The 14,163-nt window shown below is 46.1% G+C and carries 17 protein-coding genes; 1 reads left to right on the plus strand and 16 read right to left on the minus strand.

The window, feature by feature from the left end:
* Window positions 1-121: 121 nt before the first annotated feature.
* The 4 genes from rodA to minC form a co-directional block, all read right to left on the minus strand.
* A complete protein-coding gene (gene rodA / locus GT1_RS02365; protein ID WP_075754610.1) occupies window positions 122-1,228 on the minus strand; it encodes a rod shape-determining protein RodA in 1,107 nt (368 codons plus the stop codon).
* Between the two features lie 102 nt (window positions 1,229-1,330).
* Window positions 1,331-1,606 carry a cell division topological specificity factor MinE gene (gene minE / locus GT1_RS02370; RefSeq protein ID WP_075756011.1) on the minus strand — a complete coding sequence of 92 codons (276 nt, stop codon included), beginning with the start codon at window positions 1,604-1,606 and terminating at the stop codon, window positions 1,331-1,333.
* 25 nt (window positions 1,607-1,631) lie between these two features.
* Window positions 1,632-2,423, minus strand: a complete 792-nt coding sequence (minD, locus tag GT1_RS02375) for a septum site-determining protein MinD (protein WP_075754608.1) — start codon at window positions 2,421-2,423, stop codon at window positions 1,632-1,634.
* An 11-nt stretch (window positions 2,424-2,434) separates the two neighbouring features.
* The gene (gene minC, locus GT1_RS02380) at window positions 2,435-3,091 is read right to left on the minus strand and encodes a septum site-determining protein MinC (RefSeq protein ID WP_075754606.1); all 657 of its coding nucleotides are present in this window, start codon (window positions 3,089-3,091) and stop codon (window positions 2,435-2,437) included.
* Between the two features lie 270 nt (window positions 3,092-3,361).
* Here minC and GT1_RS02385 point away from each other — a divergent pair, with 270 nt between their 5' ends.
* On the plus strand, window positions 3,362-4,330 hold the full coding sequence (locus GT1_RS02385) for a bile acid:sodium symporter family protein (protein ID WP_223226004.1): 969 nt from the start codon (window positions 3,362-3,364) through the stop codon (window positions 4,328-4,330).
* A gap of 285 nt (window positions 4,331-4,615) precedes the next feature.
* Here the strand turns inward: GT1_RS02385 and mrdA are convergent, their stop codons facing one another.
* The 12 genes from mrdA to rsxE all read right to left on the minus strand — a co-directional run bounded on the left by mrdA (window position 4,616) and on the right by rsxE (window position 14,156).
* The gene (gene mrdA / locus GT1_RS02390) at window positions 4,616-6,448 is read right to left on the minus strand and encodes a penicillin-binding protein 2 (protein WP_188397108.1); all 1,833 of its coding nucleotides are present in this window, start codon (window positions 6,446-6,448) and stop codon (window positions 4,616-4,618) included.
* A 61-nt stretch (window positions 6,449-6,509) separates the two neighbouring features.
* Window positions 6,510-7,004: a rod shape-determining protein MreD gene (gene mreD, locus GT1_RS02395; RefSeq protein WP_075754602.1), complete on the minus strand. Its 495-nt coding sequence runs from the start codon at window positions 7,002-7,004 to the stop codon at window positions 6,510-6,512.
* Window positions 7,001-7,915: a rod shape-determining protein MreC gene (gene mreC, locus GT1_RS02400; RefSeq protein WP_188397110.1), complete on the minus strand. Its 915-nt coding sequence runs from the start codon at window positions 7,913-7,915 to the stop codon at window positions 7,001-7,003. Before mreC ends, mreD begins: the two co-directional genes overlap by 4 nt.
* 40 nt (window positions 7,916-7,955) lie before the next feature.
* Window positions 7,956-8,996, minus strand: coding sequence for a rod shape-determining protein (locus tag GT1_RS02405; RefSeq protein ID WP_075754598.1), 1,041 nt, complete (start codon window positions 8,994-8,996; stop codon window positions 7,956-7,958).
* A gap of 33 nt (window positions 8,997-9,029) precedes the next feature.
* Window positions 9,030-9,719, minus strand: a complete 690-nt coding sequence (radC, locus tag GT1_RS02410; RefSeq protein WP_188397112.1) for a DNA repair protein RadC — start codon at window positions 9,717-9,719, stop codon at window positions 9,030-9,032.
* Window positions 9,716-10,285, minus strand: coding sequence for a nucleoside triphosphate pyrophosphatase (locus tag GT1_RS02415; protein ID WP_188397114.1), 570 nt, complete (start codon window positions 10,283-10,285; stop codon window positions 9,716-9,718). Before GT1_RS02415 ends, radC begins: the two co-directional genes overlap by 4 nt.
* An 11-nt stretch (window positions 10,286-10,296) precedes the next feature.
* A complete protein-coding gene (locus tag GT1_RS02420; protein ID WP_083945529.1) occupies window positions 10,297-10,539 on the minus strand; it encodes a DUF4321 domain-containing protein in 243 nt (80 codons plus the stop codon).
* A gap of 156 nt (window positions 10,540-10,695) precedes the next feature.
* Window positions 10,696-11,226, minus strand: a complete 531-nt coding sequence (locus tag GT1_RS02425; RefSeq protein WP_188397116.1) for a Gx transporter family protein — start codon at window positions 11,224-11,226, stop codon at window positions 10,696-10,698.
* A gap of 2 nt (window positions 11,227-11,228) precedes the next feature.
* Window positions 11,229-11,612, minus strand: coding sequence for a NusG domain II-containing protein (locus GT1_RS02430; RefSeq protein WP_188397118.1), 384 nt, complete (start codon window positions 11,610-11,612; stop codon window positions 11,229-11,231).
* A gap of 281 nt (window positions 11,613-11,893) precedes the next feature.
* The gene (gene rnfB, locus GT1_RS02435) at window positions 11,894-12,847 is read right to left on the minus strand and encodes an RnfABCDGE type electron transport complex subunit B (protein WP_223226005.1); all 954 of its coding nucleotides are present in this window, start codon (window positions 12,845-12,847) and stop codon (window positions 11,894-11,896) included.
* A 51-nt stretch (window positions 12,848-12,898) separates the two neighbouring features.
* On the minus strand, window positions 12,899-13,477 hold the full coding sequence (locus tag GT1_RS02440) for an electron transport complex protein RnfA (RefSeq protein WP_075754585.1): 579 nt from the start codon (window positions 13,475-13,477) through the stop codon (window positions 12,899-12,901).
* Window positions 13,470-14,156: an electron transport complex subunit RsxE gene (gene rsxE / locus GT1_RS02445; protein ID WP_223226006.1), complete on the minus strand. Its 687-nt coding sequence runs from the start codon at window positions 14,154-14,156 to the stop codon at window positions 13,470-13,472. The genes GT1_RS02440 and rsxE overlap by 8 nt, the downstream gene beginning before the upstream one ends.
* Between the last annotated feature and the right edge of the window lie 7 nt (window positions 14,157-14,163).

Below are 14,163 nucleotides of genomic sequence, written 5' to 3' on the forward strand. Positions count from 1 at the left end.
AAAAACAAACAGACAGGCTGTTTCAACATTCACAGCCTGTCTATGTACAATAGGCACTACAGCCAAAGAAGTCGGCAGATGTCTGATGGCGGTGGGATAAAATATAACCGATGCTTTGCCGTCAAAATAAAATTTTTTGCCTTCGCATATAGATATTTAATAATATCCCGATACTGATCATATTAGTGGTCAGTGAACTTACACCATAACTCATCAGCGGCAGGGGAATACCGGTAACAGGCATAATTCCCGCGGTCATACCAACATTAACAAGCAGATGAAAGGCTAACATCGAAACAATGCCTGTTGCCAGCAGTGTGCCGAAATTATCACGGGCACCACCGGCAATTTTGACTCCGCGATAGAGTAAGATAAGGTACAGCAGCAAAATTATCACAGCGCCAACAAACCCCAGTTCTTCCCCAATCACGGCAAAAATAAAATCGGTATGATTTTCCGGCAAAAAGTTCAGCTGGCTTTGCGTACCGTTAAATAAGCCTTTGCCAAACAACATGCCCGAACCAATGGCAATCTTAGACTGAATAATGTGGTAGCCTGAACCCAAAGGGTCCACATTGGGATCGATAAATACCGTTAACCGTTTTTTTTGATAATCCTTTAAAAAATGCCAAAAAATTGGCATAAAGGCAATACCTGCCCCAATAATAGACATTAAGAGCCGCATATTAATGCCGGCTACAAAAATCATTCCGAACAATATGGCCATAAATACCAGGGAAGTGCCAAGATCAGGCTGCTTTAACACCAGGATAAACGGTATGCCCACATAGACAAAAATCGGGATAATATCTTTAAAAGAATTAAGCTTACCTGTTCGTTTATCCAATACCTGGGCCAGCCCAATAATCATAATCAGCTTAGAAAACTCCGATGGCTGCAAACTGATGGGGCCGATCTGAATCCAGCGCTGGGCGCCAAGCGCCGTTTGCCCGACAAACATAACGGCAAGCAGCATTATCAGATTAAAGATATACAAAAAACCTGAGAATCTTTCCAGTGACTTATAGTCAAAATTCAGCATAATAAAGAAAACAGCAATATTAGCCAGGACAAAAAAACCCTGACGCTGCACATACCAGTATCGGTCCTCACTGGGAGTGTTGATATGAGTAGCACTACCGATGATAACAAGACTTACAAGAATAAGCAGGGCAGTAACAGCGATCAGAATAAAATCTAAATTCCGCAACAGGCGCTGGTTAAGCATAACCTAGTGACCTCTCTCTAACAATATCTTATATATTATAATAGTATTTTCTGCCCGCGTCCAGTATGCTGCCGTAAGAGGCCGCCATCAATCTTATTTTCCCTACTCTCCCGGCATGGTCCGTTTCATGCGGTTTACCGGAATATTAGCAACCAATGCCACCTGGGTGTTAGTCCGGGTCAAATTTATTTCCATTTCGGTTTCATTAATATCCATATAGTTAGAGATAACTTTAATCATATCATCTTTTATAACTTCCATAAACTGTGGTGATACATTAACCCGGTCATGCACCAGAACAAATCTCAAACGTTCTTTTGCAATATTTTTCGAACCTTGCGCTTCTCGGCCAAACAGCTTTTGAATAAGTTCAAACAACATTTTCTCCTCCTAGACCCATTATTTACAATCCCAACACTTTTTTAAACTTGCCCCATAAACTCTCATTCGTCTCAAGAACCATGAGCGGAACATTTTCGCCTGTCAGGCGGCGCACGATGTTGCGGTAAGCCGTACTGGCCAGGGCGGAGTTGTTGACAACGGCAGGCTCGCCCCTGTTGGTAGATATGACAATGTACTCATCTTCAGGAATGATTCCCAATAAATCAACAGCTAAAATTTCGATAATATCGTCAATATCCATCATGTCGCCCTTTTTGACCATGAGTGGCCGGATACGGTTAACAATCAGCTTAGGGTTGTGCTTGCCTTCTGATTCTAACAAGCCGATAATTCTATCCGCGTCGCGAACAGCCGACACTTCCGGTGTGGTAACAATAATGGCGCGGTCTGCACCGGCAATGGCATTTTTAAACCCTTGTTCAATACCTGCCGGACAATCAATAATTACATAGTCAAATTCTTGCGCCAAGTCTTTGCATAACTGCTGCATTTGGTCTGGCGTAACGGCGTTTTTATCTCTGGTTTGGGCAGCAGGCAGCAGGTAGAGTGTCTCGTACCGCTTGTCCCTGATCAGTGCCTGCTTTAAGCGGCAGTTACCCTCAGTCACGTCAACTAAATCATAGACAATTCTATTTTCAAGCCCCATAACTACATCAAGATTCCTTAAGCCGATATCGGCATCAACTAAAACAACTTTTTTGCCCTGAAGAGCAAAACCAGTACCTATATTAGCGGTTGTCGTCGTTTTTCCTACGCCGCCTTTTCCTGACGTAATAACTATTACTTCCCCCATCTATGTACCTCCTATGTAATCTTTACATCGTCTGCCGGTCCAATCACAACAACTCCGCCGTCAATCCGGGCTGTTTCCCGGTAGGCAGGCACATCCTGGTTGTCAGGTGCCCGCGCAATAAGTCCGGCGATTCTTAGCTGGCCTGCGATTAGCTTATCAGCCGTAATAACCGCCGCTTGATCGCCGTTGGCGCCGGCGTGTGCTAAGCCTCTGCAGGTTCCCTGAACAGTAATATTGCCGCTGGCAATAATTTCAGAACCGGGATTAACGTCTCCCATAACGATGACAGAACCGTCAAATACTACCTTCTGACCGCTTCTGAGCGTTCTTGATATGATTAACGTTTGTCCGCCTTCGTTCTCCTGCCGGTATAGAGCAGCTTCCCCGCAGCTATTATCCTGAGGCGATATTTCGGGTGGCAGGGGCTCAGGCCGGTCATGTAAGGCAAGTCCATAACCGGCCAGCAGGCTGATTAGCTGCCTTCGTTCATCACCGGTTAATGTATTGGTGCCGGATGACACTTTGACGCCGGTGCTGCCGGTAAAAAAGTAGGCAGCCGACTCCAACTTTTCTTTTAACTGTTCCAATATGGCGGTAAAATCAGCCGTTTGGTTCAGTACCAATTCAAGGCCGTCTTTACTTCCTTTAAAAACTACATCCTCCCGCATATCTTCTCCTAAATTTTACCATAAATTATTACCCATATGTCAACTAAAATTCGCCCTATTTCCCAAATTTCCTGCAAACTATATACACAACATAGTAAAGCTTTTTGCAAGCACAGGTGTACCGGCAAACCTGTGCTTCCGGCGGGCAACGGCAAAGCGATACCAAACCGTATCGTTCTTATCGGGAGGCATATCCTGTTAACAGCTAAAAAGGGTATGTCCCATATAAGCTGGAATATAGTACTTTAGTATTGTATTGGAGGCTATAACGTGATTAACTTTTTGGCAAAAATTACTGCCTGGCTGGGACAGCATATGTTCTTTATCGTACTTTCCGGCCTGATAGCCGGGTTTTTAATACCGCTTCCCGATTCTCCCGCCCTGCGGGCGACCGTAGTCGGTTCCTTTGGTTATATGACGTTTGTTACCGCACTTGGTACAAGTTTAAAAGAATTTTTACGAGTGTTAAAAAAGCCGGTTATCCCGCTCTGGATACTGGTATTAATACATGTTGTATCCCCATGTATTGCCTGGCTGGCAGGACTGTTCTTTTTCAGCGGCGATCCTTATACCCAGTTAGGCTATTTAATAGCCGCCTCCACTCCCATTGGTGTGACGTCTGTCATTTGGACGGCTTTAACCGGTGGCAGCGTATCTGTTGCCCTGGTTGCCGTCACCCTTGATACATTGCTGGTGCCTGTCATGTTACCCTTTTTCTTTAAGGCCGTCATTGGGCAGACATTGCAAATTGATTACCTGCAAATGATGGTTCAGTTATTTGCGATGATTACCATCCCAAGTATAGCCGGTATGCTGATTCATGATCATGGCCGCAGCGATATGCTGCCCAAGTCGCTTAAGGTTATTGGCAATTTTATTGCCAAGCTGGCCTTCTTTGCCGTTATATTCATTAATGCCGCTTTAGTTGGACCAGATATCGCCTGGGACTTGTCGACCCTTAAAATCGTCCTGGTAACCATGTTCCTGGTGGCGCTGGGCTATGCCATGGGTTATCTGGGTTCTTTGGTTTTTAAAAACCGCTCACGTGAAGTGGCGCTGGCCATGATTTATTGTGTTGGCTTGCGTAATGCCAGTTTCGGCGTGGTGCTGGCTTTAACCTTCTTTCCCCATGCTGTCGCTATACCGGTAACTATGACAATTTTATACCAGCAGCCATTTGCAGCCATCATTCCTTACTTTTTTGGGTCTACAGGCAATAAAGACCAGGGTGCAACCTAAATATGGGGTAAGCAAAACCACTGACGCAGTCCTTTGACTTTACGCATATCAGATAATTCAGGAATCAAGCGTCGCGGTCTTACTTTTGGCATCGCCCCATAAGCAGAGAACCAGGTTATTAGGAGCAGCGCGACGCGAAAACTTGTGTGAATCGCTTAGTTCCAAGCGGAGCGCCGAACTTCCTTTAGCTAAAGAAGCCAGAGGGTTACGGGAATAAACTCTGTTAGACTAAAAAAACATGAAGCTAGACTGATAAAGTCTAGCCTCATGTTTTCTTTTATCTGGTTATAACGCAGTCTGCGGCCGGTATATTTTAGCCGCTTCAGCCGGAGTCTGGTTAATATTAAAAGCTGCTTCCATAATTTTTTTGGCAATAGGTACTGCTGATGATGAACCAAAACCGCCTTGCTCAACAATAATAGCAACTGCCACCCGCGGATCTTCATAAGGACCATAGCCTACAAACCAGCCATGGTCACTGCCATGAGAATTTTCCGATGTACCCGTTTTTCCGGCAATGGCAACCGGAAAATCTCCAAAGGCAGTGGCCGCAGTACCACCTTCCTGGGCAACTTCCCGCAGTGATTCCTGGATAAGTGTCCAATTGCTCTCAGCCAGAGTTACCTGACCTGTTTTTTCCGGCTCAAAAGTTTTAAGAACCTCACCATTAGGGCCGGTAATCCTGCTAACCAGTTGTGGCTTATAACGTTGACCGTCGTTGGCAACCTGACCAATAACCACAGCCATTTGGAGCGGCGTTGCCAATTGAAAGCCTTGCCCAATGGCAGCGTCGAAGGTCTCTGATAAATACCAGTCTTCTCCATACACTTTTTCTTTATACCGCCGGTTGGCCACCAGACCGTCCGATTCCCCCGGCAAATTGATTCCGGTATAGGCACCTAAGCCAAACATGCGGGCAAACTTTTCCAGATTATCAATACCCAACCGATTACCCATCTCATAAAAGTACACATTATCCGATTTAGACAAGGCTTCACGGAAGTTAATCCATCCCAAAGCTTCCCCCATAGCATTACCTTTGGGGATAATCCAGTGCGTGCCGGTATCAAGGATTTTTTCTTCCGGTGTTACTTTTCCAAGCTCTAATGCCGCCGCACCGGTAATAATTTTAAAGGTTGAGCCTGGCGGATATACACCGGCTATCGCTTTGTTATCCATCGGGTGATGCGGATTCTCGTTAAGTAATTTCCAGTCTTTACTGGAGATACCGCCATTAAATGCATTAGGATTAAAGGTCGGACGACTTACCATGGCCAAAACTTCCCCGGTCTTCGGGTTCAAGACTACGGCAGCGGCGGCTTTGGCATTGGTGTATCCTGCTTTGGTCTGCAGATAAATCAGCTGTTCATCAATGGCCGCTTCGGCCGCCTTTTGGATTCGCTGATCAATTGTCAGCACTAAGTTATTGCCAGGTATCGGGTCCTTCTTGCCAATTACCTGTACCGGACGGCCATTAGCGTCAACCTCCACCTGGTTGCCGCCGTCAGTACCGCGAATTTCTTTGTCATACACTCTTTCTAAACCAAATTTGCCGACAATATCTCTCGCTTTATACCCCTGGGCTTTGCCGCTTTCCAACTCTGTCTCATTAATCTCGCCGACATAACCAAAAATATGAGCGGCAAGCTCATTATTAATATAATTTCGCAGCGGCTGAATTTCAATAACAACCCCAGGCAGTTCTGAGCGCCGTTCTTCAATTTTGGTAACAATTTCGGGACCGACATCGGTTTTGACCCGGATAGGTTCAAATGAGCCGGTTTTCTGAGATAATTTCTCTTTAATCTCTTCTGCATTGAGGTTAAGGATAACAGCCAGCTTGCCGATGACTTCATCGGGAACCGGCCCGTTAATGGGCAGTAAAGATATGGTGAAACCCGGACGATTCGATACCAGCATTACGCCATTCCGGTCATAAAAAACGCCCCGTGGGGCCATAATGGGAATAAGCCTGATGCGGTTGCCGTCAGCCAGCTGTCCGTAGTATTGACCTTGTGCCATTTGCAGATAGCCAAGACGAGATACTAAGGCAACAAATATGAAAATGATAATTATACCAAAAATCTCTAGTCTGCCATATTCACGTTTAGCAAGCATCCGACAATCTCCCTTCCAAGAATACCAACGAACTGACATACCAGAGAATTAATTTGCTGTTTCAAAATTGACTGCGGTTACCGAAAGTAATCCGGTAAATCAGCCGGTGAATCGGAATACAAAACAAAATATTATAGGCCAAGGAAGGTAATAGCTGATATTGCAGCATAGGAATAAGCTCTACCTTGTAACCCAACAGCAAAAGCAGAGCCTGCATGCTCACGCTGTTAAAGAAAGTAGCCATGGTAATCGCCAATACCGGCAATACCATACTTTCTTTAAATACCTTGCGTTCAGCCAAGCCGGCTATATAGCCTGTAGCCATCTTCGATAAGGTGTTCAAGCCGAAAATATTGCCTGACGCAAAGTCCTGCATTACACCTGCAAAAAAACCAATACCAACACCCCGCTCCCGGCCGGCAAGCAAACCGCTGGCTACAACAATAATTAACAATATATCAGGTTTAGTCCCATTGCTAAAAATTAATGGCAGTAAGACAGACTGAACAGCAATAGTGCCTAGAAGTAACCCGGCCCAGACGACTATTGTTCTCATTGACCTGCCCCTTTCGGCTGTACAGGCGAACTAGACCAGGTTTGCCCCGGTGTAGTGGGAGCAGCCGCCGACGGCACAAGTTGCACTTCGCGCGACTGTACGATGATTAATACCTCTTCTAGTCTATCAAAATCTACTGCCGGCTTCAAGACAGCATATTTTAACAATCCGCCTTCATCATTAACAATATCCATAACTTCACCAACTAATAAACCTTTGGGATATATACCGCCGAAACCGGAGGTAATGATCTTATCACCCTTGATTACATCGGCGTCACGGGCAATATTAATCATTCGCGGTGCGTGCGAATTAAAGGTACTGCCTTCAACAATACCAGCTACCCGCGACTCAGGCCGTTGCACCAGGCAGCCGACCGCGCTCCGCGGGTCCAGGATGAGCTGCACTTTGGCAGCATTATTATAAACGGTTACGACATTGCCAACAAGTCCTTGGGCAGTTACCACCGCCATATCCTTTGCTATCCCATCGGCAGCACCACGGTTTATGATAATTATGCTGGTCCATGTTCCCGGATCACGGGCAATTACTTGCGCGGTGACAAAATCAAACTGCGGAACAGTTTTTTTGTAATCCAGCATACCCCGCAATCGCGCATTCTCTGCCAAAATCTCCGTAGTATTAACATCTTTTTGGCGCAGTCCCTCATTTTCAGCTTTCAGCGCCTGATTATCACGATACACTGTCATAATTTGTCCGGTAAAAGAACTTGTGTGACGTATAGCAAACCCAAGTTTGCCTAATACATATTCGATCGGAGTTAATAATGTAATTACAGTCTGCTCCATAAAAGCAAACTGATATTTCCCTTTGGCTACAGTACCGGCCAGCAAAAAGACGGTAAGCACCGCCACTAAGAGAATGACCGCCTTTTTGTGAATGAATCGCACTTTCCGGGCCCCTTCCTTACAATAATTCCAGCTGCGAGAATCAGCCTAGTTGAGTCTTTTTGGGCGGCATTAGCACCCGTTTTAAAAGATCAATGCTTTCCAGTGCTCCACCAGTACCTGCGGCAACACAGGACAAAGCTTCTTCGGAAATATGTACCGGCATTCCTGTTTCTTTGTTCAGCAGCGTATCCAGCCCTCTTAAAAGCGACCCGCCACCAGTCATAACGATTCCACGGTCCATGATATCGGAAGCCAGTTCAGGGGGGGTTTTCTCCAAGGTAACCTTAACAGCTTCAATAATACCTGCTACCGGCTCACTGAGTGCTAATTGCACTTCACTGGCTTTAATAATCAAGGTCTTAGGTAAACCGGTTACTAAATCCCGCCCGCGTACATCCATTTGTTCATCGGCTTTCGGAGTAATGGCCGAACCAATAGTAATTTTCACTTCTTCTGCAGTACGTTCACCGATCATTAAGTTATAAGTGCGTTTAATATACTGAATAATCGCCTCATCCATCTCATCGCCGCCAATACGGATAGAACGGCTGGTAACAATGCCGCCCAGTGAAATAACGGCTACTTCGGTAGTGCCGCCGCCAATATCAACAACCATATTCCCGGTCGGTTCATGAACAGGCAAGCCCGCGCCAATGGCTGCGGCCATCGGTTCTTCAATCAAATAGGCTTCCCGTGCCCCGGCCTGAATTGTAGCGTCAATAACCGCTCTTTTTTCAACCTCGGTAACACCGGAAGGTACACCGACAATGACTCGCGGCCTGATAAAAGACTTTGAATCCATTGCTTTTTTTATAAAATATTTAAGCATCGCCTGAGTTACGTCAAAATCAGCAATTACGCCATCTTTGAGCGGTCGAATGGCCACAATATTCCCCGGCGTACGCCCAATCATCTGCTTGGCTTCCTCACCGACAGCCAACACTTCCCCGGTATCACGCTGGATGGCTACTACGGACGGTTCTCTCAGAACAATCCCCCTGCCTTTCACATGCACCAGTGTATTGGCTGTACCGAGATCTATCCCCATATCACGCGATAGTGAACCGAACAAATTGAACATAGAAATTTTAGCCCCTTTCATTTAGAAAACCTATTATATTATTCCCTTTTCCTTAAAACTAACATACTTGCCATCGCCGATTATTACATGGTCAAGTACGGAAATATTCAGTACTGTTCCGGCTTCCACCAGTTGTTTCGTCAATGCGATATCTTCCCTGCTGGGAGTCGGATCACCGCTGGGGTGGTTATGCACCAGGACAACCGATGCCGCACTGTAACTGATGGCTTCCCGGAAAAGTTCCCGCGGATGAACAATAGAAGCATTTAAACTGCCGACAGAGATAATTGCCCGGGCAATAACATGATTCTTGGTGGACAAAAGCAAGGCAACAAAATGCTCTTTTGTCTGATATCTCAGCTCCGGCATCATCAAATCTGCGGCATCACGCGGATTCCTTATTACCGGACGTTCTGCCGGCTCTTTCCGGCTCAGCCTGCAGCCCAGTTCTATGGCAGCCACCACCGTAACGGCTTTGACTAAGCCGATGCCTGCCGTTTGGCTCAATTCCTGTGGTGATATGCTGCCAAGACCGGACAATTCATATTTAACTAACAGTTGTTCAGCAAGCCGGTTAACCGGCATATTTTTCGTGCCTGTGCGGAGAAGTATCGCCAATAACTCGGCATTACTAAGAGCTTTGGCTCCCTTGGCAAGCATTTTTTCGCGTGGCCTTTCCGTCTCAGGCAGCTCTTTCATCATTAACTGTTTATCTACAGTCATAACAGTTCTACTCCAGCCTGTCCTAATAGTTTTGACAGCAAAACAAGCGGTAAACCCACCACATTATTATAACAGCCATTAATGCTTTCCACCAGCAGTGTTCCCCGCCCTTGAATCGCATAAGCGCCGGCTTTGTCCATCGGTTCGCCGGTATCCACATATCGCTCAATTTGAGCTGCTGACAGCGGTCTGAGGGTAACGGCAGTCGCACTGAAACCAGTGAACACCCGGCCGTCTCTGACCACTGTCACGCCGGAAATAACCGTATGCTCTCTGCCGGCAAGAGCTGTGAGCATTCTGACAGCATCCTGCCTGTCCACCGGTTTGCCAAATACCTTCCCGTCCAAAACCACAATAGTGTCAGCCCCAATGACTACGGCATCTCCGGCAACCTGTTTACTAACATCCATGGCTTTATCGCGTGCCTGACCTATCGCCAATTCGTGAGGCGGCAGGTCTTTAGCATTATCTTCCTCAATTTGGCTGACAACAATCGTAAACGTAAGACCGATTAACTCCAGCAGCTGCTGCCGCCGGGGCGACGATGATGCCAGAACTATTTTCATGCCCAATCCTCCTAAAAACGCCGGAAAAGGATAACTGCCGCAATAATCCCTATTATACTCATCAAATTAGGGTACAAGGCAAAACCAATTACCAGTTTTATTACATACAGGTTAATGGCTACCGGTGGAACATCAAACACAGGAAACGGTTTTATCAAATAGGGAGCAATGCCTGAAAGCAAACTGGAACTGGCGGCAAGTTCGCCTAAAATGCCGCCGACAACTGCTCCGGTGACAAGAAATAATACCATCATACCCATATTTTTTCCGGCTGAGCTGCCTCTTTTTGTGCCGGTTTTCACCGTAAAACCCCCTCATGCATTAACAAATGTTGTCAGAACACTACTATATAACAATATATTGACAAAAGTATGACAAATCATATATGAACAAATGGTATAAGGACATTGTCAATCCGTATCTTTACAAGTCAAGCCATGCTTTACCGGAATTTTAGCAAGAAAATAATTAGCCGCCAGGCCGGTGCAGAGTCCAGTCGGTACGGCAAAAAGCAATAGGTATGGCAGATACCATAACAGCCCCGGACTATTAACAAGCATAGCTGCCAAAATTACTTGCGCAATATTGTGAGTTGCTGCGCCAAGTACACTGACACCGACAGGGGAAAATACCTTGCCGTAGGTATTAGCTGCATAACTCATAATAAAAATACTGGCCATCGCACCGCCCATACTCATAACAAATGCCGGTCCAAACAGGGAACCGCCAAATAACGAGCCTAGTAACACCCGGGCAACGGTAACATACACAGCATCCCGCCAGCCTAGCATAATGATTGTCAGCAGTGAAATTATATTAGTCAATCCCAGCTTTACACCAGGTACAGGTACGGGAACCGGCAGCCGGCTTTCCACAACATGCAGGGCGGCAGCTACGGCGACAAGCAGGGCTAAAAAAACCAGGCGTTTTGTCTTAGCCATATTTACCTCACAATGTCGTCAATATCAGCAGAACTATCGGCTGTTATTTTGACAACAACCCGGTAAGGTAAACATACGATCTGCTGTGGCGGAGTATTTATCCAGCCTGACTGAACACAAATTTGATCCGGACAGTCAGCTTCTTTCATATGTACATGTCCATCTTTGTACTCAACAACATTAAAATGGCTATCGCCGCCAATCCTAAATTCTCCGGAATAACCCGGACGTAACGGAATTGTTTTTACTATCTGGCCGTTTACTGATATGACCATATGCTTTTCCTGACCGCTTGCTCCTGACAGGTAGTACATATTAAGGCCGATACCGGCAGTTGCAAATAGTAACAAAGCACTAATCAGCCATTTGTCAGCTTTTGTAAGCATAATTGCCACCTTGCCCATATTCTATTATATTTTACATTAAAATAATGGTTTATGCAAATAATACCAAAATTATCCTTTGTAAGAAAATGCCGGTTTTTACCCGGGCTCTGGCATCATCCGGTCGCAGCGGCAGGAATTATATTTTCACTCCTGAAAAAAGCGGACCGGTAAGCGCCAGCAGCACAGCGTTGTATGCCGTTGTGCTGGGCCCCTGACCAAAAATCCTGGGAAGACAATAGTAAAGAGGAGGGCTTCCCCTCCTCTTTTACTTATTGTTTGTATTATGCTACAACATCTTCCACTTCGCTGCCGGGCACTACCCCAAGCACTGCTTCCCTGATGGCTTTAGTCGGACATTTAGCCAGGCAAGTAGGATTGTTACACTTCTCGATACATACTTTGGCGTCAACAACCGCTAAATTGCTCTCCATCTTAATAGCGCCATACGGGCATTCTTTCATACATAAGGTGCAGCCAATACAAGCAGCCTTGCAGGCTTTCTTAGCAACCGCGCCCTTATCATGTGAATTACAATTAACACGGACAGAAGCTCCCAGCGGCATCATAGCAATGACTTTTTTCGGACAAACTGTTTCACATTTTGCACAACCGGTACATTTATCCGGATCAATAATCGGCAGGCCGTCGGCACTCATTTCCATAGCGCCAAACGGACAAGCTCTAACGCAGGTGCCAAGACCCAGACAACCATATTTACAGCTCTTAGGGCCGCCGAATAACAGGTTGGCTGCCACGCAGTCCTCCACACCGACGTATTCATTGGCCTTACCGGCCTTGACATACGTACCGGCGCACCTGACCTGGGCAATCCGGGGGTCAACGGGCGCCGCCGCCTTGCCTGTCAGCTCGCCGACCAGTTTGGCGACAACGTCCTTGCCAGGGGTACAGAGATTGGGCGGGACATCCGGGTTGGTCACCACGGCCTCGGCATAGCCCATGCAGCCGGGATAGCCGCACGCGCCGCATTGTCCTTTGGGGAGTATGTCCTCAACAATATGAATAAGCGGATTAACCTCAACGGCAAACTTCTTGTTGGCATAGGCCATAATAATACCGAACAACAGTCCCATGGAGACTAGTAAAACTATAGCCGCAATTACGGTATCAGCCCCGACATTCGCGTCAATCGACGACTCGACTGCCACTGCAGCATGTACAGCTTGATCAAATCCGGCCAGCATAAGAAACAGAATGCCGGCTGTTATTTTTTTCATTGCGCATATCCTTACAGTTTTTTTCATAATTTATTCAGCCAAACCTCCTTTCTATGAAATCATGCCGGAGAAGCCGAGAAACGCCAACGCCAGCATACCAGCTAGAATAAAGGAAATCCCCAGGCCGTCAAGCGTCTTAGGCACATTCGCATACTGTAATTTTTCCCTAAGGCTCGCCATAAGCACGATAGCTAGGGCAAATCCCGCACCGGAACCAAAAGAGTTTACGACACTCTTAACTAAGCCAAAGCCCTCTGCGGCATTGATTACAGGCAAACCGAATACTATGCAGTTTGCGGCAATCAGCATCAGGTAAATACCCCACATATTATATAATGCAGGCGAATGTTTCTTGATAATCATCTCCAAGAGCTGCACAGAACAGGCGATAAGGAGGACAAAAACCGGTGTTTGCAAAAACTTAAGCCCAAATGGAACAAGGGCAAATGTGTATACAAGCCAAGTCATTACCGAACTTACCACCATAACCGAAGTTACCGCAACACCCATACCAAGCGAGGCGTCAAGGTTTTTGGAAACCCCGAAAAATATGCACAGGCCCAAGAAACGAGTTAGAACGAAGTTGTTAATAAGAACAGCTCCGATAAATAAAGTGAAATACTCACCCATTCGCACTCACTCCTTTTTGCAACGCCATTTTTTGCATTCTTGCCTCTTTCAGTTTCTTACTCGCCGCTTTATCTTGATATTGACCAATGATGGCAAAAAGGCCGATCAAAAGCCCAATAAGCATGAAAGCTCCAGGCGGCAAAATCATAATGAGTGCAGGATTGTAAAAGCCTTCGGGAAATATAGGAATCTTAAACAGAGTCCCGCTGCCAAACAATTCACGGGTAGCACCGATTAAAACCATGGCACCCAGAAAGCCGATGCCCATGCCTAAGCCGTCCACCGCCGAAGGGATAACGCCGTTTTTTGTGGCAAAAACTTCCGCACGCGCCATAATAATGGCAAAAACGACCACCAGCGGCAAATAAATACCCAGCGCCTCAAAAATCTCCGGAGAAAAAGCTTGCAGTACCAACCCGCTTACCGTAACAATTGTGGATATGGAAGTAATAAAAACAGGGAGGCGCACTTTGGGATTGATAAAGTTTTTCAAAAGAGAAATAACAATATTATTTGTGGTAATAACAAAAGTTACCACAATGCCCATGGCAACCGCGTTATTCACGGTCGCAGTTACCGCCAAAGCCGGACACAAACTCAAGGCCAGCCGGAAAATGGGATTCATTTCGAAAAGCCCTTTGGTAAACTCAGGCCACAATCTCATATTTTCGTTACTCATTTATTTT

Origin of the sequence: Sporomusa sp. GT1 (assembly GCF_014634905.1) — a bacterium.
GTDB classification, from domain to species: domain Bacteria; phylum Bacillota; class Negativicutes; order Sporomusales; family Sporomusaceae; genus Sporomusa; species Sporomusa sphaeroides.

Bases quoted from the DNA above. Each gene is read 5' to 3' on its own strand.
- rodA (WP_075754610.1), bottom strand. From the start codon at position 1,228: ATGCTTAACCAGCGCCTGTTGCGGAATTTAGATTTTATTCTGATCGCT.
- minD (WP_075754608.1), bottom strand. From the start codon at position 2,423: ATGGGGGAAGTAATAGTTATTACGTCAGGAAAAGGCGGCGTAGGAAAA.
- minC (WP_075754606.1), bottom strand. From the start codon at position 3,091: ATGCGGGAGGATGTAGTTTTTAAAGGAAGTAAAGACGGCCTTGAATTG.
- mrdA (WP_188397108.1), bottom strand. From the start codon at position 6,448: ATGCTTGCTAAACGTGAATATGGCAGACTAGAGATTTTTGGTATAATT.
- mreD (WP_075754602.1), bottom strand. From the start codon at position 7,004: ATGAGAACAATAGTCGTCTGGGCCGGGTTACTTCTAGGCACTATTGCT.
- GT1_RS02405 (WP_075754598.1), bottom strand. From the start codon at position 8,996: ATGTTCAATTTGTTCGGTTCACTATCGCGTGATATGGGGATAGATCTC.
- radC (WP_188397112.1), bottom strand. From the start codon at position 9,719: ATGACTGTAGATAAACAGTTAATGATGAAAGAGCTGCCTGAGACGGAA.
- GT1_RS02415 (WP_188397114.1), bottom strand. From the start codon at position 10,285: ATGAAAATAGTTCTGGCATCATCGTCGCCCCGGCGGCAGCAGCTGCTG.
- GT1_RS02420 (WP_083945529.1), bottom strand. From the start codon at position 10,539: ATGATGGTATTATTTCTTGTCACCGGAGCAGTTGTCGGCGGCATTTTA.
- GT1_RS02425 (WP_188397116.1), bottom strand. From the start codon at position 11,226: ATGGCTAAGACAAAACGCCTGGTTTTTTTAGCCCTGCTTGTCGCCGTA.
- GT1_RS02430 (WP_188397118.1), bottom strand. From the start codon at position 11,612: ATGCTTACAAAAGCTGACAAATGGCTGATTAGTGCTTTGTTACTATTT.
- rnfB (WP_223226005.1), bottom strand. From the start codon at position 12,847: ATGAAAAAAATAACAGCCGGCATTCTGTTTCTTATGCTGGCCGGATTT.
- GT1_RS02440 (WP_075754585.1), bottom strand. From the start codon at position 13,477: ATGGGTGAGTATTTCACTTTATTTATCGGAGCTGTTCTTATTAACAAC.
- rsxE (WP_223226006.1), bottom strand. From the start codon at position 14,156: ATGAGTAACGAAAATATGAGATTGTGGCCTGAGTTTACCAAAGGGCTT.